The organism is Kribbella sp. CCNWLW201, from assembly GCF_037203805.1.
Lineage (GTDB): Bacteria > Actinomycetota > Actinomycetes > Propionibacteriales > Kribbellaceae > Kribbella.
In genome coordinates, this window is sequence record NZ_JBBCBQ010000002.1 from 810,304 (window position 1) to 832,183 (window position 21,880).

The following is a 21,880-nucleotide window of genomic DNA, read 5'->3' on the forward strand; positions in this document are numbered from 1 at the left end:
GGGACTGTCATGACCAGCAACCTCACCGCACCAGCGACCGTGCGGGCATCCGCACGCTCCGAGGCGCGCGCCCTTAGCCGGCTCCTGCCAGGCGCCGCCGGCCTCCTGTACGCCGGGATTCAACTCGACGGCGGGATCTTCGTCGCCGTCTACCGTGGCGTCTCCACCGTGCCCGACGACCGGCTCAACTTTCCGTTCTCCGGAACGCTCGCCACCACGACGTCGCTGACCTGGGGGCTCGGCCAGGCGCTGTTCGTCGTCACCCTGTGGGCATTCGCGCGCAGCGCGGCCGTCGGCGCGAGCCGACCCGGTCGCATCGGCGCCTGGCTCGCGCTAGTCGGCGGCATCGTGTTCGTCGCCGCACACGCGGTGAGCCTGATCTTCAGGGACGCCCGCGTGGACGACCCCGCCGGCGCGGCCGCGGTCACCCTGTTCGCGTCGGCAACCGTGCTGACCGCCGTCGGGTTCATCGCCGCCGGGGTGGCCGTCGCCCGGGCGGGGCAGTGGACCTCCTGGCGGCGCTACACCGTTCTCACGGTCGGAATCTGGCTGCTGTGCCTGATCCCGCTGCAGTTCACGCCCCTGCTGCCGCTCGCGATCGTGGTCTTCGCCGCGACGATGGTCGCCTTCGCCCTCGCTCTCCTCGCCGAGCCCGAGGAGCCTCGGCCCTGAGCTATCGCGCGAAGCCCCTCGTCGCAGCCGGGGGACTCGTCGATGTGGCCGGCGAATCGCGGTGACGACTTGACACGCACCCTGATGGACCCCGATGGCAGTGCCTCATCGTTGCCGGGCTGGCGCTTCTTCTTGCCATCACCCTTAGCCATGCCGCACATCGTAAGCAGCTTCGTGCCGCGAACCATGCCACGCGACTAGGAATGAAGAAACCCCCGGGCGAGGAAACTGGCCTCTGACCTGGGGGTTCGGGTGGAGCCGCCTGTCGGAATCGAACCGACGACCTTCTCATTACGAGTGAGACGCTCTGCCGACTGAGCTAAGGCGGCGGGTGGCCCGGGGGCCGAGGCAAGAGTGTAGCGGGAGGGTGGGGGTGTTTCCGAATCGGATAGCTCGACGGGGGCGATCGGCGGCAGTTCGCGGGGTGCTGCGGCGGGGGCCCGTGGTGCTGCGGCGGGCCGCCGGTGGGGTTCGGCGCGCGGTCGGCGGGGGGGGTCGCGGGGTATGCGGCGGGGGGCTCGGTGCGTGGTCGGGTGCGGTTCGGTTGGCTGTTGGTGGGTGGATGGTGGCTGGTTGTAGTGGGCGGGCGGCGGCGGGTCCGGGGTGGAACCTGTTGTTGGTGGGGTGCGTCCGAAGGGCGGGAAATGGGAGTGGGAACAATTGATTGAGGAAATGCGTTGACTTCTTTGTGGGAGTTGGGTGAGACTAATGCCCGCAAGGAACTACAGACCGAGGAGATCACCGTGTACGGGAAAGCGAACGCACGAGAGGCGTGGCAAGCCGCCATCGTCTTGTCGGCGTGCCCGCGACCCGTGCGCGACGACCGATCCGCCAGTGATGAAGCCTTCTATCACCAGCTCGCCAGCGAGCTGGGCCCGAGCCCGGGCGGCCCACCTGTGTGATCTCCAGCGGGAGATCATCCCAGGAGAGCCGTCTGAGCCGGGCATCCGGCATCAGGCGGCTCTTTTCTTGTGTCCGCACTCAGACACTTCTGACCACGTCGGTGAGCAATGGTTGCTGACCGGATTCCAAACCCGCGTTGCGAGGGTTCGATTCCTTCCACCGATGCATTGTTCGGCATTTACGAATGCCGACTCGAACAATTGACAACTGGATATTCATCGCATTTTCCGCCGGGCCGCCGAGGCCGGGCGGACCTTCCCTGCGGCGCCGTCCGTGCGCCGGGGAAGACGCCCGGGCGCGTCCCGGGCAACCGTCCCTGGGACCGCGCGTCCCGGGGACGCGACCAGCTGTGGGCCAGCGGCCAGGCCACCTCATTTGGGATGAGGACGACGGGGGTTCGAGTCCCTCCAGCTGGACCAGGCGCCCGCAGGATGCTCAGCTACCGGCCGAGCGGGCGCCACGAACGTGCCCTGTGACGGAAATCCGCACCACATCCGGCGCAGGGCACCCGACGCCCGTGGCTCAACAGGAGAGAGCACCGGTCTACGAAGCCGGGGAGTGCAGGTTCGAGTCCTGCCGGGCGTGCTGTGTCCGAAGCGGAAGTGGGCGATGCGCCGGGACGTGGACCCGGAGGAAGCGGGTTCGAGCCCCGCCGGACACCCCGAGTACGGCCAACCACATCACCTCGTACGGCGTACGTCGTACGAGCAGACCCGTAGGACGACAAATCACATCACCTCGTACACCGGACGTCGTACGAGCACACCGTACGACGACCAGCCCACACGGCACGCCGTCGTACCAGCAGCACCTGTGCGGCAGAGCGTCGTACACGGACACAACGAGTACCTGCGGCCCTCGCCCAATTTTGGTAGAGGCAGCTGGCTTAGAACCAGAAGGTTCGGGGTTCGAGTCCCCGGGGCCGCACCACACGACCGACCCACGACCGACACCGAGATCACCGACCTGGCGGCGCGCTGTCGGGCACACTGGAAGGGAGGAGGAACCACATGAGCGGTGTGATCGTGCTCAACGCCTCGTATGAGCAACTGCATGTCGTGTCGATCCAGCACGCCATCCGGATGCTCGTCCGGGAGGTCGCCGTCGTCGAAGAGGCGCACGACGGCGCGAGCATCGGCCCGTTCCCTCTCCCCCGCGTGCTGCGGCTGGTGCGCTACGTCGTGACCAAGTGGCGGTACGCCGCCGGACGGCTTCAGTACACGCGGGCCGGCGTACTGAAGCGCGATAAGCACACGTGTGCGTACTGCGGTAAGCCGGGCGCCACCACGATGGACCACGTGGTGCCGCGGTCCCGTGGTGGACGTGGCGAGTGGCTGAACGCTGTCGCCGCGCACGCGTCCTGCAACGAGAAGAAGGGCTCACGCACGCCCGAGGAGGCCGGTATGCCACTGCTGTGGCAGCCGTGGATCCCCTCGCGTGCTGAGCTGGCGATCTGACGCGGTACCCACCCGGTGCCGCGTCAGCGCGATGCCAGGTGGGCGACGGTGACCCACCCTCGGTTCTGACCCGAGGTCCCGCAGGTTCGAGCCCTGCCCTGGCAGCTGGTACTGCGCTCATCGCGCAGTCCACGGGGATCGCGTCGGCACGCGAGCGACTCTTGCACAGTCGCCTCACCGGGTTCGACACCCGGGATCTCCACGCGAGCCGGGCGGAATAAGCCGAGTTTCGGCCTAACGGCAGCCGTTTCGAAAACGGTCAGCCCTTCAGCGGGCGTGCAGGTTCGAGACCTGCTTCCGCCGCATGCACAGCAACGAGGAGAGTGGGGAGATGAACGTGGAGTTTCCGGTGGAGCTGAGCGGGGCCAAGAGCTCTACGCTCATGTGGGCTCAGGAGCATGAGGTGGGGGCGCAGGCGCTGCAGCAGCTGCGGAACATCGCGGCGCTGCCGTGGGTGCACGGGGTCCGGGTGATGCCGGACGTCCACCTCGGCAAGGGCGCGACCGTCGGGTCGGTGATCGCGATGAAGCAGGCGGTGTCGCCGGCCGCGGTCGGGGTCGACATCGGGTGCGGGATGGAAGGCGTTCTCACCTCGCTGACGGCCGCGGACCTGCCGGACGACCTGTCGGCGATCCGGTCGCGGATCGAGGCCGCCGTACCGGTCGGGTTCCGGGCGCACGAGGACCCGGTCAGCGTGCGCAAGCTCGGGCTGGACCGCGGTTGGGACCGGTTCTGGGGTTCGTTCTCGAGCCTGCACGACGGGGTGCAGGACCGAGAGAAGAAGGCGCAGCAGCAGATGGGGTCGCTGGGTGGCGGCAACCACTTCATCGAGGTCTGCCTCGACGACGAGGACCGCGTCTGGCTGATGCTGCACTCGGGCAGCCGCAACATCGGCAAGGAACTCGCCGAGCGGCACATGCGGATCGCCCGGACCCTGCCGCACAACGCGGACCTGCCGGACCGTGACCTGGCGGTGTTCCTGTCCGGTACGCCGGAGATGGACGCGTACCGGCGGGACCTGACGTGGGCGCAGGAGTACGCGTCGCGGAACCGGGCGGTCATGCTGGCGCTGGTGATGCAGGCGGTGCGGGAGTCGTTCGCCCAGGAGATCCGGTTCGAGCAGCCGATCTCGTGCCACCACAACTACGTGGCCGAGGAGCACATCGACGGGCTCGACCTGCTGGTCACCCGCAAGGGCGCGATCCGGGCGGGGCGCGGGGACCTCGGGCTGATCCCGGGGTCGATGGGCACCGGGTCGTACGTCGTCCGCGGGCTCGGCTCGGAGCAGTCCTTCTACTCGGCCTCGCACGGGGCAGGCCGGCGGATGAGCCGCAACGAGGCGAAGCGCCGGTACACGGTCGAGGACCTGATTGCCCAGACCGCCGGGGTCGAGTCCCGCAAGGACGCCGGTGTGGTCGACGAGATTCCCGCCGCGTACAAGGACATCGAGTCGGTCATCGCCGCCCAGTCCGACCTGGTCGAGGTCGTCGCCCACCTCAAGCAGGTCATCTGCGTCAAGGGCTAGGCGGTCGGTCGGCAGCAGTCGGATGTCGGGCGTGCGCCTGCCTGCCGTGCGCCTCTTCCTTTTCACTAAGCGTACAAGTGAACGGCCGAAAGGCGCGGAAGTTATCCACAGGAAGGGTACGGCGGCCGCCGTCGTCAGGGGAGACGGCGGCCGCCGGGGTGCGGAAGGACAGGAGGTAGTAGAGATCCGGCTCGGCAAGCGAGCGGGAGTCGGGCGGCCGCAGGGTCCGCCAAGGGTGCTACCTCCTGTCGTTCGGTCCCCATCGAGGTGAGGTCCGCCTGTAGGCAGGGGCAGCGGTTTGCTAAACCGTCGGTCGGGTTCGCTTGGCCCGCGAGTTCGAATCTCGCCCTCACCGCGCAACACGAGCCCTGTTGGGCGCAGCACGAGCGCAGTTGGTGCGGCACGAGCCCCGTTGGTGCAGCACGAGCGCAGTTGGTGCGGCACGAGCCCCGTCGGTCTAGCGGTCAGGACGTCCGGTTCTCAGCCGGAAGATCACCGGTTCGAATCCGGTACGGGGTGCGCAGTTCTTCGCAGTGCCGGGTCCACCGGCTTGGGTACTTCTTCCGACGCGGTGCGGCGCAGGCCGTCCCTACGCTGAGCACAGCGAGGGGGTTGGAGCCATGCGAGACAAGGCACGTGATCGGCTGGTGCGGGACCTGCCTGTCAAGGAACGACGAGTCGACGTGAACGGCGTTTCGACAGTTGTTCTGGAGGGCGGCGACGGGCCTCCGATGGTGTTGCTGCATGGCGGCATCGAGTGTGGTGGCGTCTACTGGGCGCCGGTTGTCTCACGGCTCGCGGAGGATCGCCGGCTCGTCGTACCCGACGTCCCAGGGCTTGGGGAGTCCGATCCGGTCGACCGACTGGATGACGCGGCGTTCGCCGACTGGATGGTGGACCTGATGAGGTTGACGTGCGACGAGCCGCCGATGCTCATCGCGCACTCGTTGGTCGGGACGTTGGCTGAACGGTTTGCCGTCAGTCATGGCGATCTGCTGCAGAGGTTGGTGCTCTACGGTGCGCCGGGAGTCGGGCCGTACCGGATGCCGCTCGGGCTCCGAGTCGTGGCGATCCGGTTTGCGCTGTGGCCGTCCGAGGGGAACATGGAGCGGTTCGAGCGGTTTGCCTTCGCTGATCTCGACCGGGTACGACGGCGGGACCCGGACTGGATGGACGCCTTCACCACCTATACCCGGAGCCGAACACGCGTGCCGCACGTCAAGCGGACGATGCGCTACCTGGTGGGGACATGCACCAAGGAGGTGCACGGGCACATCGACATACCGACGACACTGCTGTGGGGCGCGAAGGACCGATTTGTGCCGCTGAGCCTCGCGGAGCAGGCGAGCGGCAGGTTTGGCTGGCCCTTGCGGGTGATCGATGGTGCAGGGCATGTTCCTCATATCGAACGACCCGACGCATTCCTCGAGGAAGTCACACGAACGCCAAGCTGACCGCAGTGCTGCGGAACGTGCCGATCCCTGAGGAGAGCCTGGCTGGGATCGCAGCCGGCCTCGCGCTCGAGCAACTGCGCCCGTGGCAGCTGAAGAGCCGACGGTCCGTGGGGTGGGCCCTCGTCGCCGCGGGAAGCATGGTCGTCGCGGGCTCGTTGAAGGCGGCGGGAACCACGGAGCTGGACAAGCCTCAAAGCCTGGTCACGAGCGGCCCGTACGCCGTGAGCCGCAACCCGATGTACGTCGGATGGGGCCTGCTGCAGCTCGGGATCGGAGTCATCGCCGGGTCCGGGTGGGTGCTGGCGACGTTGCCGCTCGTGGGGGCGGCCGTCCATCACGGCGTACTGCAGGAAGAACGACGGCTCGAAGAGATCTTCGGAGATGAGTACCGGCAGTACGTCGCGAAGGTACGTCGGTACGTCTGGTAGGAGCGCCACCGTGGGAGAGGTGGGGCGGGCTGTAAACCCGTTGCCGCAAGGCTGAGCAGGTTCGAATCCTGTCTCCTGCACCCAGGGGCATCGTTGCCCAGGACAACAACACGAAGAGAGAGGAGGACCGGCCATGGCCGACCTCAGGAACAGGAAGCGAGTGCCCGGCGGTAGGACCGGTGCTCCAGTGAAGCAGGGTCACGCGTTGCGCCGGGTGCGACTCGCCTGTGGGCACGTTCAGCGTGATCGGATCGCCCACGCCGGCGATCACGTCTGGTGTGAGGCCGACTGCTCCGACTGGACCCGCGTCGTCTCGGTCGAGGAGTAGCACTCGGGTACGCCGTCCAAGGCGGCGTACCCACAACCCTCTGGTGACGGATGCACGCCTGGCTCTCCGAAGGCCGGGTCCCTGGTTCGACTCCAGGCAGGGGGACAACGACCGAAGAAATGTGGGTCAGGAGCCACACTTCTTCGGACGCAAGCGTGTCAGAGGAACAACTTGTCGGGGTTGAGCAGGTTGGTGGGGTCGAAGACGGACTTGATCTCGCGTTGCAGGCGCAGGCCGACCGGGCCGAGTTCCCGGGCCAGCCAGTGGCGCTTGAGTTTGCCGATGCCGTGTTCGCCGGTGATGGTGCCGCCGAGGGCGAGACCGAGGTCCATCACCGCGCCGAAGGCTTCCAGAGCACGTGCTTCGGCGGCAGGATCGTCGCGGTCGAAGACGACGGTCGGGTGCATGTTGCCGTCACCTACGTGCCCTGGGCAACAGATCAGGACGTCGTACTTCGTGCCGATCTCGGCGACCCCGCGCAGCAGGGCAACCAGTTTCGACCGAGGTACGGCGACATCGTCGACGAGCGTGACACCCAAAGGCTCCAACGAGGCGTTCACCAATCGGCGTGCCTCGAGCAACATCCGGGACTCCTCGGCGTCCGACGCCTCCGCCACGTCGACCGCACCGAACGACGAACAGATTTCGGCGATCCGCGCGACGTCCTCGGCGGCGCGCGGCCCGCGGTCCGACTGCGCGATCAGCAGCGACCCAACATCCGCCGGCAGGCCCATATCCCGATAGTCCTGGATCGCCCGAGCCGTAGGCCCGTCCAGGAACTCCAGCAGCGACGGCCGCAACCCAGAGGCCATCACCGCGGCAGCGGCAGCGATCCCGTCCTCGATGGACAGGAACGTGGCCGCCGCGGTCAACGCTGCTTCAGGCGCAGGCCGCAGCGCCAGCGTCGCCTCAGTGACGACGCCGAGCGTTCCCTCGGATCCGACGATCAACCGCGTCAGGTCGTACCCCGCGACGCCCTTGGCCGACCGGCGGCCGGTCCGGACGACCTCACCCGACGCCAGCACCACCTCCAGTCCACGCACGAAGTCCGCTGTCACGCCGTACTTCACACAACACAGCCCGCCGGCGTTGGTCGCGATGTTGCCACCCACCGTGGACATTTCCCACGACGACGGATCCGGCGGGTAGAACAAGCCCTTGTCCAGCACGGCCCGGGACAGCACGGCGTTCACCACTCCCGGCTGTACCACCGCGACCTGATCCTCGACCGAGACCTCCAGGATCTCGTTCATCCGCGACGTCGACAGCAGCAAGCACCCGTCAATGGCGTTCGCAGCGCCGGACAGTCCGGTGCGCGCGCCCTGCGTCACCACCGGCACGCCAAACGAGCCGGCGGCCTTCAGCACCTCAGACACCTCGGCCGTCGAGGACGGCCTGACCAGCACCCGCGGTACGCCGGCCGTGCAGAAGGTCGCGTGATCGTTGCGATGAGTGTCCAGTACGTCGGGATCGTCCAGGACAGCCTTGCCACCCAGCGCCGACCGCAGCCGGGCGACCAGCGGATCCGTCATCCTTCGTCCTGCTCGGCGAGCAGGCGGAGGATCAACTCTGCCCGGCGGACTCGCTCGCGGCCGAGTGCTTCCGCCGTACCGGAGAGATGTGCGCCGACCGGGTAGATGTTCGGCGCGTTCCGCAAGCCCATCTTCAGGTAGACCGGCGCCGCGACGCGGACGACATCCGGTACGTCGTAGAAGCGCACGTGGCCGCCCTGGTCGTCCGGGACCTCGATGTACATGTCGATCGGCACCGACGTCACCGACCGGATCTCCGCCAGCACCGACACCGGCAGGTCGGTCGACACGTTCAGGCTGGTCGCACCCAACCGCTCGTACAGCCGCGCCGTCGGAGCATTTGCCAACGGCATCAACACCGACGTCTTCAGCACCAGGTCCGAAGGCAACGATCCGTCGATCTTCAACTCACCAAGGAGTTCCAGTACGCCGAGATCCCCGACGAGCAGGCTGCGCACTCCGAGCTCGACTGCCCGGAACGCGTCACACAGCGACGCGGCAACCATCTCATTGCCTCGGGCAACACCGCCGACGGCGGCCGACACCTTGGCTTGGCCGCCGATGTCCCAGGCGCCGCGCGGCCCGAGGAACAGGCAGACCTCGACGCCGGCATAGGAGCCGAGCGAGAGCATCTCCTCGATCTCGCTGTCGGTCAGCATCATCACGCCGCTGCCCTGCGACACCCGGTCGATGGTCACGCCGCGGGTCTTGGCCTCCTCCAGAACGGCGGCCATCACCCGCGGCCCTTCACAGCTGGGGATCTCGACCTTGTACGGCGATCCGTCCGGGAACGTGGCCGTGGACGTGTCGCCCGGGCCGAAGCCGCGATCGGCCAGTAGCGCGTGTGCCTCGCGAAGGTTCATGTGTCGCTCCAGGGTGCGAGTCGGCCGGCCGACGTCAGGTTCCGCGCCGTCCCGGTGATCTCCAGGTCGAACCGGTCACTCGCCTCGGTCAGCAGGGCAGGCGTGACCATCAAGTCGCTCGGGGACAGGGTGTCCTTGATCCGGGCCAGCCGGAGCTCGGACCAATCACGCCGCCCGCACATCGTCGCGGCGGCGAGTATGGCGGCCTCGTCGTCCTCCATCACCATCGGCAACCGGGACCGACGTGCTCCCCCGGCACCTGACGTCAGCGCGTTCACGTAACTCGCGTGCAGGTCGATCTGCTCCAGCATCCGGGCCGGGATCACGTCGGCCAGGCCGAGGCCGGACGCATTCCCGTGCGACGCAGTCGAGAGCGAGTGCACGGTGATCGCCGCGATCGATGGCGACTCGAACTCGGGGATCCCGTGCACCCAGCACCGGCCGATCACGTTCGTGTCCATTCCGGCCCCGGACTTGTCCTTGCCCATCTCGTCAACGACCAGCACGTCCAGCTCGTCGAACGGCAGCCGCCCGAGCAGACCGCCCGCTTGTTGCAGCAAGGTGGTCTCGGCCGGCCCGGCGATCCCATCCGCGTCGACGAACTCGACCGCCGCCGTACGTTCCAAGGCATTCTCGAGGATCCCGAGACCACCCAGGATCTTGCCCTGGGCAATGACCATCCGGGCCGCGGCCTCGATCGAGCTGCCGAGCGACGGGATCCCACCGGCGTGCAGGGAAGCCGCGCCGGCGTGGTTGCCCAGGCCGATGGCCAGGATCTTCGCCAGCCCGCTCTCGATCGGACCGCGGAAATCGGTGTGCGGTTTGACCCGGTTCACCAGTAGTACGCCGTCCGCTTTGGCGGCCAGCGCGTCGTGATGGACCGGCGTACCGTCGGGCAAGGTGCCGACGACAACGGTCTCCATCGTTGCCTCGATCGGGCAACCAACCGACTCCGGCGTGATGCCGAGGCCGGCCAGCATCTCCCGCTGCCCGTCGGCGGTGGCATCACCGTGCGATCCCATCGCGGGTACGACGAACGGCACCGCACCGACCGACGACAGCCAGTCGACCGCCGCCTTGACCACGGGTACGAGATCGTGGATTCCCCGGCTGCCCGCGGTCACCGCGATCCGTGCACCGGGAAGGATCCGCTCCCGGAGTGGCTCGAGTGCGGACTGTGCGTCGGCGTACGGGTCGGACGAGCTGGGCAGGTCCGGCAGCAGCCGGCGGATCGGCGTGACCTGAGGGATCACGCCGGCCGGCCGCAATCCCCGGATCGCTTCGAAAGGCCCAAGCTGAGCCGAGCGAGGCGGAGGTGGGGGCCCCGGCGGCTGTGCGGGGGACATCAGTGACTCTGCCGGGCCACGGCTGAACCGGTGCGGCCGACCAGGAAGTCGAGGTCGCAGCCCTGGTTCGCCTGGGTGACGTGGTCGACGTACAGCCGGGCCCACCCACGATCCGACGGCGGCGTCGGCGGCTGCCAGTCGGCCCGCCGCTTCTCCAACTCCTCCTCCGGTACGTCGAGGTGCAACCGCCGCGCCGGTACGTCGAGCTCGATCCAGTCACCAGTCCGAACCAGCGCCAACGGACCACCGACGGCTGCCTCCGGCGTGACATGCAGTACGACGGTGCCGTACGCCGTACCGCTCATCCGCGCATCCGAAATCCGCACCATGTCGTCGATCCCCTGCTCGGCGAGCTTGCGCGGGATCGTCATGTTGCCGACCTCCGGCATGCCCGGATAGCCACGCGGACCGGCGTTCTGGAGCACCAGCACGGTGTCCTCGTCGACGTCGAGATCCGGATCGTCGACAGCCTTGTCGTAGTCCTCGATGGCGGCGAACACCAGCGCTTTGCCACGGTGCCGCAGCAGCCGCTCCGACGCCGCCGACTGCTTGATGACGGCACCGTCCGGCGCCAGGTTGCCCTTCAGTACAGCGGTTCCCGCGCCACTTCCCAAGGGATTGCCGACCGCCCGGATCACGTCGGTGTCAACCGTCCGCTCGGCCTGAGCGACGTTCTCGCCGATGGTCTTGCCGGTCACCGTGATCGCATCGGTCTTGAGCAGCGGAAGGATCTCCTTCATCACCGCGGGCAGCCCGCCGGCGTAGTAGAAGTCCTCCATCAGGTACTTGCCCGACGGTTGCAGGTCGACCAGCCACGGCACGCCGCGGGCCCACTCGTCGAGGTCGTCCAGGGTCACGTCGACGCCGACCCGGCCGGCGATCGCGAGCAGGTGGATGACGAAGTTCGTCGAGCCGCCGATCGCCGCGTTCGCCCGGACCGCGTTCGCGAAGGCGTCCCGGGTCAGGATGTCGCTCGGCTTGAGGTCCTCGTGCACCATCTGGACGATCCGCTGACCGGTCTGCTGGGCGATCGAGTAGCGCCGCGAGTCGACCGCGGGAATGGCTGCTCCCCCGGTCAACTGCAGGCCGAGCGCCTCAGCCATGCAGGCCATCGTGGACGCCGTGCCCATGGTCATGCAGTGCCCGTTGCTGCGGGACATGCCGGACTCGGCCGCGGCGTAGTCCTCCTCGGACATCCGCCCGGCGTTGCGGTCCTGGGTGAACCGCCAGACCGCCGTACCCGAGCCGATGTCGCAGCCGCGGAACTTGCCGTTCAGCATCGGGCCGCCGGTCACCACCATCGTGGGCAGGTCGACGCTGGCGGCACCCATGATCGAGCCCGGCGTGGTCTTGTCGCAGCCGGTGAGCAGGACCGCGCCGTCGATCGGGTTGCCGCGGAGCGACTCCTCGACATCCATGCTGAGCAAGTTGCGGAACAGCATCGCGGTCGGCCGGAGCATCGTCTCGCCGAGCGACATCACCGGGAACTCCAGCGGGAACCCGCCGGCCTGCCAGACGCCGCGCTTCACCGCGTCGGCGACCCGGCGCAGGTGCGCGTTGCACGGGGTCAACTCGGACCACGTGTTGCAGATGCCGATCACCGGACGGCCGTCGAACACCTCCTCGGAGAAGCCCTGCGCGCGCATCCAGGACCGGTGGATGAACCCGTTGCGGTCTTTCTCACCGAACCAGTGGTCGAAGCTCCGCCGCCCGATCGGCGCGTCCGGCCTTTCACCGCCGAAGCCCCCGGTCTTCTCGGGCGTCGGCTGACCAGGTACGTCGGCCGGGAGTTCGGCGTCGACCGGGTCGTTGGTCGGAGGAAGATCGCTCATCGAGGCACCTCACCTGTTGTCACAGTCCCGTTCACCCGGCGGCTGATCGCGGCTGGGTTCGCGTCCTTCAGTACGGCGGGCAGCACCACATCGGGTGCGTCTTGGTACGCCACCGGCCGCTGGAACCGGCGGGCCGCGGTCACCCCGACGCTGGTGTGGATCGAGCCAACGGTCGAGGGGAACGGGCCACCGTGGTGCTGTGCCCAGGAGACCGCGACACCGGTCGGCCAGCCGTTCCAGAGCACTCGGCCAGCCCTTGCCGTCAGCAACGGAAGCAGCTCTCCGGCCAGCTCGGTGTCCGACGGCTCCGCGTGCAGCGTCGCGGTCAAGTTGCCCTCGAAGGCCTCGACGGCGGCCTTCAGTTCGTCGAGACCGTCGTACTCGACGACGATCGAAACTGGGCCGAAGCACTCTTCGAGGATCTCGTCGCGGCGGGCCAGTAGTTCGGTGACCGTTGTCTGCAGCAACGTCGCGCCGCCGGACGCCCAGACGCGAACACCTTCGACCTTCTGCAACCGGTCGAGCCCGGAAGTGAAGCCGTCCTTGATCCGGTCGTTCAGCATCGGGGCCTCGGCCACTCCACCGGCAGCCTCGGTCAGCTGCTCCTGCAGGCCGTGGCCCGACGGCAGGAAGAGCAGGCCGGGCTTGGTGCAGAACTGACCGACGCCGAGGGTGAAGGAACCGACGTACCCGGTCGCGATGTCCTTGCCCCGGGCATCGATCGCGGCCTGGGTGACGAAGACCGGGTTCAGGCTGCCGAGCTCGCCGTAGAACGGGATCGGCTCGGGCCGGGTGACTGCGATCTCGTGCAGTGCCTTGCCGGCCGGCACCGAACCGGTGAAGCCGGCGGCGGTGATCCGCGGGTCCTTCAGCGCGGTGACGCCGACATCGAACCCCTGGATCAGGCCCAGTGTGCCAGCCGGAGCACCGGCGACCCGCAGCGCCTCGATCATCACCTCAGCCGTTCGCACCGACAGCGAGGGGTGGCCGGGGTGCGCTTTGACGATCACCGGGCAACCAGCGGCCAGCGCGGAGGCCGTGTCGCCGCCGCACACGCTGAACGCGAACGGGAAGTTGCTGGCCGCAAACACCAGCACCGGCCCGAGTGGGACCAGCACGCGCCGAAGATCCGGACGCGGCACCGGCTTGGCGTTGGGGTCGGCCGTGTCGATGACGACTTCCAGCAGCGAGCCCTCTTCGAGCACCTCGGCGAACAGCCGCAGCTGACCGCTGCTCCGCGCGACCTCGCCGCGCAGCCGCGGTTCGGGCAACGACGACTCCCGCATCGCGATCGGCACCAGCTCGTCGGCGGCCGCGTCCAGCGCGTCCGCCACGGCGCGGATCCACCCGGCCCGGACAGCGGGCTCCGCGGCGCCGAGCGCCGGTGCGGCTGCCGCCGCGTCGGCCAGGGCCTGCTCGAGCTCGGCGGGCGTGGTGTCCGGGATCATCGGTTCTCCTCCAGGTTTTCGGTTGCCAGGAACGCGAACGGTTCCCGGCCTACAGCCACCGTATTCGTCAGCGTTCCGACCTCGGCGATGGTGATCGTGATGACGTCGCCCTCGGCCAGCGCGAAGTCCAGCTCGGGCACGATCCCGGTGCCGGTCGCCAGGATCACGCCGTCCGGGAAGTCGTTGGGCAGGAACAGTACGTCGATCAGGTCCTGCAGCTCACGGACGAGTTTCGCGGTGGACGTCGTGCCCGCGAACACCTCGTCACCCGCGCGCTCGATGACCAGGTCGATGCTGAGGTCCTTCGGGTTCTGCACCTCCCAGACCGGGCGGATCCCGGCGGCCAGCGCGCAGCCGCCGGCGAACAGCTTGGCCTGCGGGACGTAAAGCGGGTTCACGCCTTCGATCGAGCGCGAGCTCATGTCGTTGCAGACGGTGAAGCCGACAATCTCACCGAGGCTGTTGGCCACGACGGCGAGTTCTGGCTCGGGTACGTCGTGACCGGAGTCGACCCGGATACCCACCGGCTCGCCGTCCGCGACCACCCGCCAGGCCGGCGCCTTCTGGAACAGCTCGGGCCGCTCGGCCGTATAGACCTTGTCGTATACGGACTGCTCGGCGCTCTCCTCCATCCGCGCACCACGCGACCGCTCGTAGGTGACACCCGCGCACCAGACCTCACCGCGACCGTCGAGCGGCGGCAAGAACCGTACGCCGTCGACCGGCACCGGCTCGCCGACCTTCGCGACCGCGGTCTGCAGCTCGGCGACGGTCAGCCGGAGCAGCTCGGCGACACTGCCGACTCCTTCGACCGGGGCGACGGTGTCACCGGTGCGCACACCGACGACCGGGCCCTCAGGGGATTGGTAACGGACCAGGTGCATATGTTCGCCCTTCATCTAAAAAGCACAGCTACATTGACGTGCCGAGCAGACCACGGGTGATCTGGAAACCGATGTTGCCGGAAGCAACCGCTTTGGGAACCATCCGCCGGCTCGCCACGGCCGCGATCGTGTCCAGGCCGACTCTGGCCTGGTCCGCCGCGTCGCCGGTGGCCACCGCGTCGAGGTCGTCGCCGTACTTCACCACCGTCTCCGGGTCGTTGCTGAACTCAACGACCGGGACGAACCGCTGCGCGGACAAGGTGCCGCCGGCAACATGCGCGAGGATCTGCTGGACCCCGCCGGCACCGAAACCGGTCGCGGTCTCCATCCAGTCGGTGCCGGGCATCCGCATCACATGCCAGCCCGGCTCGGCGAACCGCTGACCGTGCGCGATCGTCGAATCGACCTGGCCGGCCGATCCGAAGGCGGTGTGACGGAAGATGTCGTGCGCGAGCAGCGCCCCGCGCGAGGACAGTACGACGGAACCGCCTGAGCCCACGATTTCGCGGCCGATCAGTGCCAGCGCCTCGGCCGTCTCGTCGGACAACGGTCCGCGGGCTTCGAGTCCGATGGTGAGGTCACCGAGCGTGCCGTCGTACTCGATCGGAGCTGACAGGTCGAAGCTGTTGAACCAGTCCTTGACTCTCGTGCCGACGGCCTCGAGTCCACCGTCGGCCTGGATGCTGGCCCAGCCGAACCGGGACGGATCCGCGCCGGCCTCGACCAGGCGCGACCTGAAATAGTCGTTGTGGGTCTTCTCGCAGCCGTGCTCGAGGAGCAGCGCCATCCGCGTGTTCGGGTGCAACAGGTAGCCGAGCATCGTGCGCGCGAACGTCTCCTCGGAGGCGCCGCCGCTGCTGCCACAGCCCTCGGTGTGCGGGAGCGCGACCATCCTCGTGACCGCGTCACCGGCCCATTTCTCCAGCTCCGCTTGGGCTGCGAGCCTCAGCGCGATCTGCCCCGAGCACAGGCTGGTCGGCAAGATCAAGCCGACCGACTCTGGCACCAACCGGTCGTCGACCTGGAGCAGTCGCGCGGCGGTCTGACCGGCACCGCTTAGTCCCTGCAGCGGAAGACCGTCGAGAGGGGCGTCGCGGTCCTCGGCGGGGAGGTCGGTCAGCTTGCGGCTCATCCGGCCGTCGGTCGTGATCGAGATGCCCTCGCGCGGTCCGCTCTGCCGCCAGTTCCGCCAGATCGACACCTGGCTGTGGCCGGCCCGCTCCCCCGCACTCGGCTCACCGGACGCGACCCGGACGGTGAGGTCGAACGTCTCCGCGGTCAGGTCGGCCATCGACGTACCGGTGAGATAGCGGCCCGCGTCCACGTCCATCTCGGCGTGCAAACGCTCGTACCTGGCCGAGGTCGTGACGAACTTCAGGGTCGGGACGAACGGGAAGTTGGTGATCGAGCCGTTCCCGGTGGTGAAGAAGATCAGGTTGCAGCCGCTGCCGATCTGGCCGGCGACCGACTCGAGGTCGTTGCCGGGGCTGTCCATGAAGATGTAGCCGTTGCCCGGCAGCGGCTCGCCGTAGTCGATCACGTGGTCGAGCCGGACCTCGCGCGGGAGTTTGCGGGCGGCGCCGATCGACTTCAGCACGATGTTGTAGAGACCGCGGTACACGTTGCCGCCGGACGGATTGCCCTCGGCGGTGTGACCGTGCCAGCCGACGCGCTCCTTGAACGACCGGACAGTCGCGAGGAAGCGCTTCGCCGTCGCCAGATCGCGGACGTTCTTCAGTACGTAGCCCTCAGCGCCGATCAGCTCATCGGTCTCCGCGAGTACGGCGGCGCCACCATGCTTGATCACCTCGGCACCGACCAGACCGGCCAGCGGGTTCGCCGAGATCCCGGAGAACGCGTCGGACCCGCCGCACTGCAAGGCGATCTTCAGGTCCGCGAGCGGGACCTGGGTGCGCATCTGATTGTCGACAATCGGCAGCCAGGGTTCGACCAGCGCACCGGCCGTGGTGAGGTCGTGCTCGAAGCCGGCCTGACGGGTGAAGTACGCGTGCGGAACCTTGATCGACGGATAGCCGTGCTCCGCCATGAAGTCCTTGATCGCCTGGCCGGACACCACGTCGTCCTCGGTGTCGACGATCAGGACGGCGCCGACGTTCGGGTTCAGGGCGAAGCCGGCCAGCGTCGCGAGCAGGAAGTGCAGGTTGTTCGGGACCTCGTCCTCGCCGCCCTCGGTATGTGCCACGGGTACGACGCCATCGCCGGCGGCCGCGCCGTCGAACCGCCGGGCGAGCTCGGTGACGAACCCACTGCTGCGCGAACTGGTCGCCATGATCACCACGTGGTTCCGGGTGCCGGCCGCGCCCTGCTCACGCGGGTACCCGAGGAACGTGCCGGGCTGCTCGACGCTGGTCACCTGGGCGCCGAAGTTCAGCGCGGACTCGTCCATCCGGTACGGGTCGAGCGGCTCGTTCGTGGCCGATGGCTCGGTCGGGAGGCCTTCGACCCCGCGTGCGGTGACTGCGGCAAGGCTGGTCGGCGTACACACGTAGTCGCCGATCTCGAGGTCGCGGGAGGCCCGGGCGAACGGGGTGTTCCAGGAGGTGATCGCCTCGCCGGTACGGACCGGGCGGACGATGAATCGGTGGCCCTCGAGGATGGTGTGCGGCAGCGTGATCACGGTGCCGTCGAGGTCGATCGTCGTACCGGCCTCCACCCGGCGGGAACAGATCGCCGCGTTGTCCTCAGGCTCAGGCAGTACGCCGACCTCGTCGAACCTCAGCATGCGTCGCCTCTCTGGCTCTCGGACCCCAAATCATGCATGATGCATGATTACCAGTGCCACCCTGCCGAAGCCGACCGGCCGGGTCAAGACCGCGACCAGGATCCGGAGAGCGCGATGACGGAGATCGTGGAGCCGCAGGACCGGCGGCTGCTGCGGCGGCAGATGCTCGCCGACGACGTGTACGAGGCGATCAAGACGATGCTGATGGACCACGTCATCCGGCCCGGCGGGCGGATCTCGATCGACGGGCTGGCCCGCGAATTCCAGGTGTCGTCGACCCCGGTCCGCGAGGCGCTGGCCCGGCTGGAATCGGAGGGGCTCGCGGACAAGGAGCCGCTGAAGGGGTACCGGGCGACGCCGCTGCTCTCGCTGGCGGAGTTCGACGACCTGTACCGGTTCCGCCGATTGCTCGAGCCGTGGGCGGCGCGACGGGCGGCCGAGCTGATCGACGACGACGGCCGCGCCCGGTTGAAGGCCGAGCTGGCGACGGCGGTCGAGCCGACGTCGGAGGACTACGCCGGCTACAAGTCCCTGACCGTGCACGACAGCCGGTTCCACCTGCTGATCGCGTCGCTCTCAGGGAGTGAGCAGGTCCAGCTCGCGTTCGAACGGACCCATTGCCACCTGCACATCTTCCGGCTCCACTACGACCGCGACATCGGTCCCGAGGTCCTCACCGAGCACCGCAGCCTGGTCGACGCGATCAGCTCAGGCGACCCGGACGCCGCCGAGGCCGCGATGAACCAGCACATCGACAACTCGATGTCTTTGCGGTTGCGCAAGATCTACGAGTAGGCGTTTCGGAAGGCGCCGTACGGGCACGCGCAGAGGATGAAGGCACCGACCCTGCCGGCGCCGCGCCCGGTTCTCTGGCCGCTTCGTCCGCCGGATTCCGCCACGGTCCGGACCACCGCGGACGAGGGCCGGACCGTGGTCACCATCCGCCACGCCCTGCTCGCCGACGTCACGCCGGAGATGCTCTCGTGGTGGTACGGCCACGTCTCGGGAACGATGCGCTACGCCGGCCAGGTCTGGCCCCGGTACCTGGTCTGGCATCCGCTGGACCACATCGCGTACGACGTCACGAGCCCCGGCAGTGTGGTCGGCCCCGGTGCCCGCCTCCACATCACCGAGGCCCCCGGCCGCGACCTCGACCAACTGATCGACATCAAGGTCGGCGTAGAACAGGTCGACCCCCAGGCCGCGATCATCTCCTCCCGCGTCCTGGGTACAGCGCTGGTCCGCCTACAGAACGAATTCACCGCAGCCCGCGGCGGAACCCGCTACGTGACCCGCATGACCATCGGCGACACCACCCCAGCCGGCCGACTCGTCCTCAACCGCCTCGCCCACACCCGCGCCTTCCCCCCGGCCAAACTCGCCGCCTGGATCCGCCACCACATCGAGGAAATAGGCAACCTCGAAAACTTCCTCCCCGACCTCTTCCGCTACCGCGCCGACCACGAACCGTAACTCCAACCCACGCGCGCCACGGCTGCTGAGAGGCGGACCTCCGCCACTCACCAAGCATCAGCCGCACGCCTGCTGAGCAGCTTGGCAAGCGTGCGGCCGTGCTGTCGGCCCACGTTGATGAGTGGTGCAGGTTCAGCGGCAGGCGCCGAACGTCACCCACGGCTTCGCGAGTACATGCCGCGTGGTCCGGCGTACTGGCTACGATCCCGTATGGCTCTTGATCTGTTTGCCGGTATCTCGGTCAGCGACTACGACACGGCCGTCGCCTGGTACGAGAAGCTGTTTGGCGCGTCGCCGAGCTTCCTGCCCAACGACATCGAGGCGGTGTGGGAGCTGGGCGAGCACCAGTTCATCTACATCGAAGTCGTCCCAGAGCACGCCGGGCACGCTCAGCACACGCTCTTCGTCGAGGACTTCGAAGGCACCCTCGGCGCCATCGCCGACCGTGGCCTGGAACCCGCCGTCCGCGAGACCTACGACAACGGCGTCCGCCACGCCACCTACTACGACCCCGACGGCAACGAGATCTCCTACGGCGGCCCGCCAGTTTCCTGACCAGTAGGCCGAAGCGCCGCCGCTCCGGGGGATGGAGCGGCGGCGCTCAGGGTGCCGGGCGGTTGGGTGGCGTCAGTGCTCGGTGCCGGGGCGGGTGGTTTTGGGGAGGAGGAAGCCGACTGCGAAGGCGAGCAGGATGCCGGCGACGGTTGCGAGGAGGGCGGCCTGGGTGCCGTCGAGGGCGGCCAGGGCGCGGCTTGCGGGGGCGGCGTGGGCGACCTTGCCCATGAAGATGGTGCCGATCACCGCGATTCCGAGGGCGATGCCGACCTGCTCGAGCGAGCCCAGCATGCCGGTGGCCGAGCCGACCTCCTGGTCGCGGACGCCGCTCAGGATGATGTCGAACAGGGGGACGAAGACCATGCCCATCCCGGCCCCGCCGATCAGGTTGGGTACGACGAGGTCCCAGTGCCCGACGTTCAGTCCGGTCAGTGACAGGACGCCGTACAGGCCGATCAGTCCGAGCGCCATCAAGGCGAGGCCGATGTGCAGGAGCTTGCGGCCGTACTTCTGCATGGTGATCCCGGAGACCGCCGAGCCGATCAGCGCACCGAAGGCCCAGGGCGCCATCGCCAGGCTCGCGTGGATCGGGGTGTAGCCGAGGCCGACCTGGAGGAACATGCCCAGGACGAACGTGCCGGCCAGCGCACCGAAGAAGACGACCGCGAACAGTACGCCGGACAGGTACGAGCGGCTCCGCAGCAGCCCCGGCTCGATCAGCGGGGTCGCGCCGCTGCGCTGCCGGCGGGACTGGTAGACACCGAACCCGGCGAGCATCGGCACCGAGGCGACCAGCAGCGCCTTCGACCACAGCGGCCAGCCGATCTCGTGACCCTGGACCAGCGGGTACACCAGGGCGACCAGGCCGGCGCCGGCGATCAGCAGGCCGGGAATGTCCAGCGAGATCCGGCGGCCGGTGGGCTGGGTGTTCGGCAGGTACTTGGCCGCGACGACGAAGGTGAAGATGCCGACCGGGATGTTGACCAGGAAGATCGCTCGCCAGCCGGTACCCAGCAGGTCCGCGTCGAGCAGCGTGCCGCCGACGATCGGGCCGATCACCGCCGACAGACCCATCACCGGACCGAAGAACCCGAACGCCTTGGCTCGCTCGTCCGGTTCGAACAGGTCTCGCGCCAGTCCGAAGCCCTGCGGCAACATGATCGCGGCGAACGCGCCCTGCGCCACCCGGGCGGCGATCAGCATCTCCGATGACACGGCCAGACCGCAGAGGAACGAGGTCACGGCGAACCCTCCGACGCCGATCAGCAGCGCCCGCTTCCGGCCGACCAGGTCACCGAGGCGGCCGCCGACGAGGAGCAGGACGGCCAGGGCCATCGTGTACCCGGCGGCCATCCACTGGAGGCTCGCGTAGGAGCCGCCGAGGTCGGCGCGAATGGCGGGAGCGGCGACGTTCATCACGGTCGAGTCGAGGAGGTCCATCACCGACGCGGTGATGACCGCGGAGAAGGCGAGCCAGCGCCGGCGAAGGCGCCGCGGGGCGACCTCGGGGACGGCGGTGGCTGCTGCGCTGCGGGGGAGTTCTACGACTGCGGTCATCATCGTCTCCAGTTCAAACGGAACGAAGTGTTCTGTTCCAAGACTAGCGGAACGGAGCATTCCGTTCAAGTGCTAATCTTGGTGACATGACGAGAGCTCTCAGCGGCCGGCAGGCGCAGGCGGCCCGCAACGACGAAGTGATCCTGGCCGCGGCCCGGGCGGTGTTCATCGCCGATCCCGGCGCCCCGATCTCGGCGGTGGCGGAGCGCGCCGGGGTCGGTATCAGCGCGCTCTACCGGCGGTACGCGAGCAAGGAGGAGTTGCTCCGCAAGCTCTGCAGCGACGGTCTGGCCCGGTACATCGAGGAGTCGGAGAAGGCGCTCGCCGACGACCGCGAGCCGTGGGTTGCGTTCGAAGCGTTCCTGCACGCGCTGGTCGACGCCGATACCAACTCACTGACCCAGCGACTCGCGGGGACCTTCACCCCGACGCCCGACCTCTGGCAGGACGCCGCCCGGGCGGGTGAGCTGAACCAGGCCATCTACGCGCGGACGAAGGAGTACCTCCGGCCGGGGATCGTGGTCGAGGACTTCGGCGTGATCCTGGAGCAGATCACGTCGATCAAGCTCGGCGACGAGGCCCGGACGAACCAGCTCCGGCATCGGTACCTCACGTTGATGCTGGAGGCGATGCATCGGCCCGGGGAACAACCGGGCGACGGTTCGGAACTCCCGGGACCGCCGCCCAGCAATGAAGAACTGACCAACCGCTGGCGGGCCTGACCGGCACCGCAACCGCGATTGCGCTTGGTTTCCCGCGTACGTTCGCTACTTCCCCGGGCTGAGCCGAGGGCCTGACACGACGACCGTCGTACCCGCGCCACAGCACCGCCCAGCTGAGGTCGGGGACTGACAACGTCCGAAGAACTGTGGGTTATAGG

At 68.4% G+C, this 21,880-nt stretch carries 18 protein-coding genes and 11 tRNA genes; 20 read left to right on the forward strand and 9 right to left on the reverse strand.

Annotated elements, in window-relative coordinates:
• The first annotated feature begins 9 nt into the window (after positions 1–9).
• Positions 10–672: a hypothetical protein gene (locus V9K99_RS13620; RefSeq protein ID WP_337001640.1), complete on the forward strand. Its 663-nt coding sequence runs from the start codon at positions 10–12 to the stop codon at positions 670–672.
• Positions 673–925: 253 nt separating this feature from the next.
• Here the strand turns inward: V9K99_RS13620 and V9K99_RS13625 are convergent.
• Positions 926–1,001 (reverse strand) — tRNA-Thr (locus V9K99_RS13625).
• Positions 1,002–1,671: 670 nt separating this feature from the next.
• Here V9K99_RS13625 and V9K99_RS13630 point away from each other — a divergent pair.
• The 15 genes from V9K99_RS13630 (at position 1,672) to V9K99_RS13700 (ending at position 6,767) form a co-directional block, all read left to right on the forward strand.
• Positions 1,672–1,740, forward strand: a tRNA-Trp gene (locus V9K99_RS13630).
• A 178-nt stretch (positions 1,741–1,918) separates the two neighbouring features.
• Positions 1,919–1,994: transfer RNA gene (locus V9K99_RS13635), tRNA-Pro, on the forward strand.
• A gap of 92 nt (positions 1,995–2,086) precedes the next feature.
• Positions 2,087–2,160, forward strand: a tRNA-Arg gene (locus V9K99_RS13640).
• 2 nt (positions 2,161–2,162) lie between these two features.
• Positions 2,163–2,236: transfer RNA gene (locus tag V9K99_RS13645), tRNA-His, on the forward strand.
• 190 nt (positions 2,237–2,426) lie between these two features.
• Positions 2,427–2,505 (forward strand) — tRNA-Leu (locus V9K99_RS13650).
• 80 nt (positions 2,506–2,585) lie between these two features.
• Positions 2,586–3,032: an HNH endonuclease gene (locus V9K99_RS13655; RefSeq protein WP_337001638.1), complete on the forward strand. Its 447-nt coding sequence runs from the start codon at positions 2,586–2,588 to the stop codon at positions 3,030–3,032.
• 32 nt (positions 3,033–3,064) lie between these two features.
• Positions 3,065–3,137, forward strand: a tRNA-Gln gene (locus tag V9K99_RS13660).
• A gap of 106 nt (positions 3,138–3,243) precedes the next feature.
• Positions 3,244–3,335, forward strand: a tRNA-Ser gene (locus tag V9K99_RS13665).
• A 28-nt stretch (positions 3,336–3,363) separates the two neighbouring features.
• Entirely contained in the window at positions 3,364–4,557 is a 1,194-nt protein-coding gene (locus V9K99_RS13670; RefSeq protein WP_442914709.1) for an RtcB family protein, read from the forward strand.
• 266 nt (positions 4,558–4,823) lie between these two features.
• A tRNA-Ser gene (locus V9K99_RS13675) sits at positions 4,824–4,912 on the forward strand.
• Between the two features lie 91 nt (positions 4,913–5,003).
• Positions 5,004–5,076 (forward strand) — tRNA-Glu (locus V9K99_RS13680).
• A 101-nt stretch (positions 5,077–5,177) separates the two neighbouring features.
• Positions 5,178–6,011, forward strand: coding sequence for an alpha/beta fold hydrolase (locus V9K99_RS13685; protein WP_337001636.1), 834 nt, complete (start codon positions 5,178–5,180; stop codon positions 6,009–6,011).
• Between the two features lie 5 nt (positions 6,012–6,016).
• Positions 6,017–6,439, forward strand: coding sequence for a methyltransferase family protein (locus V9K99_RS13690; protein ID WP_337001634.1), 423 nt, complete (start codon positions 6,017–6,019; stop codon positions 6,437–6,439).
• Positions 6,436–6,519, forward strand: a tRNA-Tyr gene (locus V9K99_RS13695). Before V9K99_RS13690 ends, V9K99_RS13695 begins: the two co-directional genes overlap by 4 nt.
• Positions 6,520–6,572: 53 nt before the next feature.
• On the forward strand, positions 6,573–6,767 hold the full coding sequence (locus V9K99_RS13700; protein ID WP_337001632.1) for a hypothetical protein: 195 nt from the start codon (positions 6,573–6,575) through the stop codon (positions 6,765–6,767).
• Between the two features lie 158 nt (positions 6,768–6,925).
• Here V9K99_RS13700 and V9K99_RS13705 read toward each other — a convergent pair whose 3' ends face one another.
• The 7 genes from V9K99_RS13705 to V9K99_RS13735 all read right to left on the reverse strand — a co-directional run bounded on the left by V9K99_RS13705 (position 6,926) and on the right by V9K99_RS13735 (position 17,415).
• Entirely contained in the window at positions 6,926–8,299 is a 1,374-nt protein-coding gene (locus tag V9K99_RS13705) for an FAD-binding oxidoreductase (RefSeq protein ID WP_337001630.1), read from the reverse strand.
• Positions 8,296–9,162 carry a U32 family peptidase gene (locus V9K99_RS13710; protein ID WP_337001628.1) on the reverse strand — a complete coding sequence of 289 codons (867 nt, stop codon included), beginning with the start codon at positions 9,160–9,162 and terminating at the stop codon, positions 8,296–8,298. The genes V9K99_RS13705 and V9K99_RS13710 overlap by 4 nt, the downstream gene beginning before the upstream one ends.
• Positions 9,159–10,415: a DUF2088 domain-containing protein gene (locus tag V9K99_RS13715; protein WP_337001626.1), complete on the reverse strand. Its 1,257-nt coding sequence runs from the start codon at positions 10,413–10,415 to the stop codon at positions 9,159–9,161. The genes V9K99_RS13710 and V9K99_RS13715 overlap by 4 nt, the downstream gene beginning before the upstream one ends.
• 92 nt (positions 10,416–10,507) lie before the next feature.
• Positions 10,508–12,340 carry an IlvD/Edd family dehydratase gene (locus tag V9K99_RS13720; RefSeq protein ID WP_337001624.1) on the reverse strand — a complete coding sequence of 611 codons (1,833 nt, stop codon included), beginning with the start codon at positions 12,338–12,340 and terminating at the stop codon, positions 10,508–10,510.
• Complete coding sequence (locus V9K99_RS13725) at positions 12,337–13,788, reverse strand: aldehyde dehydrogenase (NADP(+)) (protein WP_337001622.1); 1,452 nt, start codon at positions 13,786–13,788, stop codon at positions 12,337–12,339. Before V9K99_RS13725 ends, V9K99_RS13720 begins: the two co-directional genes overlap by 4 nt.
• Positions 13,785–14,687, reverse strand: a complete 903-nt coding sequence (locus tag V9K99_RS13730) for a fumarylacetoacetate hydrolase family protein (protein WP_337001620.1) — start codon at positions 14,685–14,687, stop codon at positions 13,785–13,787. The genes V9K99_RS13725 and V9K99_RS13730 overlap by 4 nt, the downstream gene beginning before the upstream one ends.
• A gap of 13 nt (positions 14,688–14,700) precedes the next feature.
• Positions 14,701–17,415 (reverse strand): UxaA family hydrolase, encoded by a 2,715-nt coding sequence (locus V9K99_RS13735; RefSeq protein WP_337001618.1) that lies wholly within the window; start codon positions 17,413–17,415, stop codon positions 14,701–14,703.
• A 114-nt stretch (positions 17,416–17,529) separates the two neighbouring features.
• Here V9K99_RS13735 and V9K99_RS13740 point away from each other — a divergent pair, with 114 nt between their 5' ends.
• The 3 genes from V9K99_RS13740 (at position 17,530) to V9K99_RS13750 (ending at position 19,443) form a co-directional block, all read left to right on the forward strand.
• Positions 17,530–18,210 carry a GntR family transcriptional regulator gene (locus V9K99_RS13740; RefSeq protein WP_337001616.1) on the forward strand — a complete coding sequence of 227 codons (681 nt, stop codon included), beginning with the start codon at positions 17,530–17,532 and terminating at the stop codon, positions 18,208–18,210.
• Positions 18,211–18,246: 36 nt separating this feature from the next.
• Complete coding sequence (locus V9K99_RS13745) at positions 18,247–18,888, forward strand: hypothetical protein (protein ID WP_337001614.1); 642 nt, start codon at positions 18,247–18,249, stop codon at positions 18,886–18,888.
• A gap of 210 nt (positions 18,889–19,098) precedes the next feature.
• Complete coding sequence (locus tag V9K99_RS13750; protein WP_337001612.1) at positions 19,099–19,443, forward strand: VOC family protein; 345 nt, start codon at positions 19,099–19,101, stop codon at positions 19,441–19,443.
• A 72-nt stretch (positions 19,444–19,515) separates the two neighbouring features.
• Here V9K99_RS13750 and V9K99_RS13755 read toward each other — a convergent pair whose 3' ends face one another.
• Positions 19,516–21,000 carry an MFS transporter gene (locus V9K99_RS13755; protein ID WP_337001610.1) on the reverse strand — a complete coding sequence of 495 codons (1,485 nt, stop codon included), beginning with the start codon at positions 20,998–21,000 and terminating at the stop codon, positions 19,516–19,518.
• Positions 21,001–21,086: 86 nt separating this feature from the next.
• On the opposite strand from V9K99_RS13755, the gene V9K99_RS13760 reads away from it, so the two are divergent.
• Positions 21,087–21,722 (forward strand): TetR/AcrR family transcriptional regulator, encoded by a 636-nt coding sequence (locus V9K99_RS13760; RefSeq protein WP_337001607.1) that lies wholly within the window; start codon positions 21,087–21,089, stop codon positions 21,720–21,722.
• Positions 21,723–21,880 lie beyond the last annotated feature (158 nt).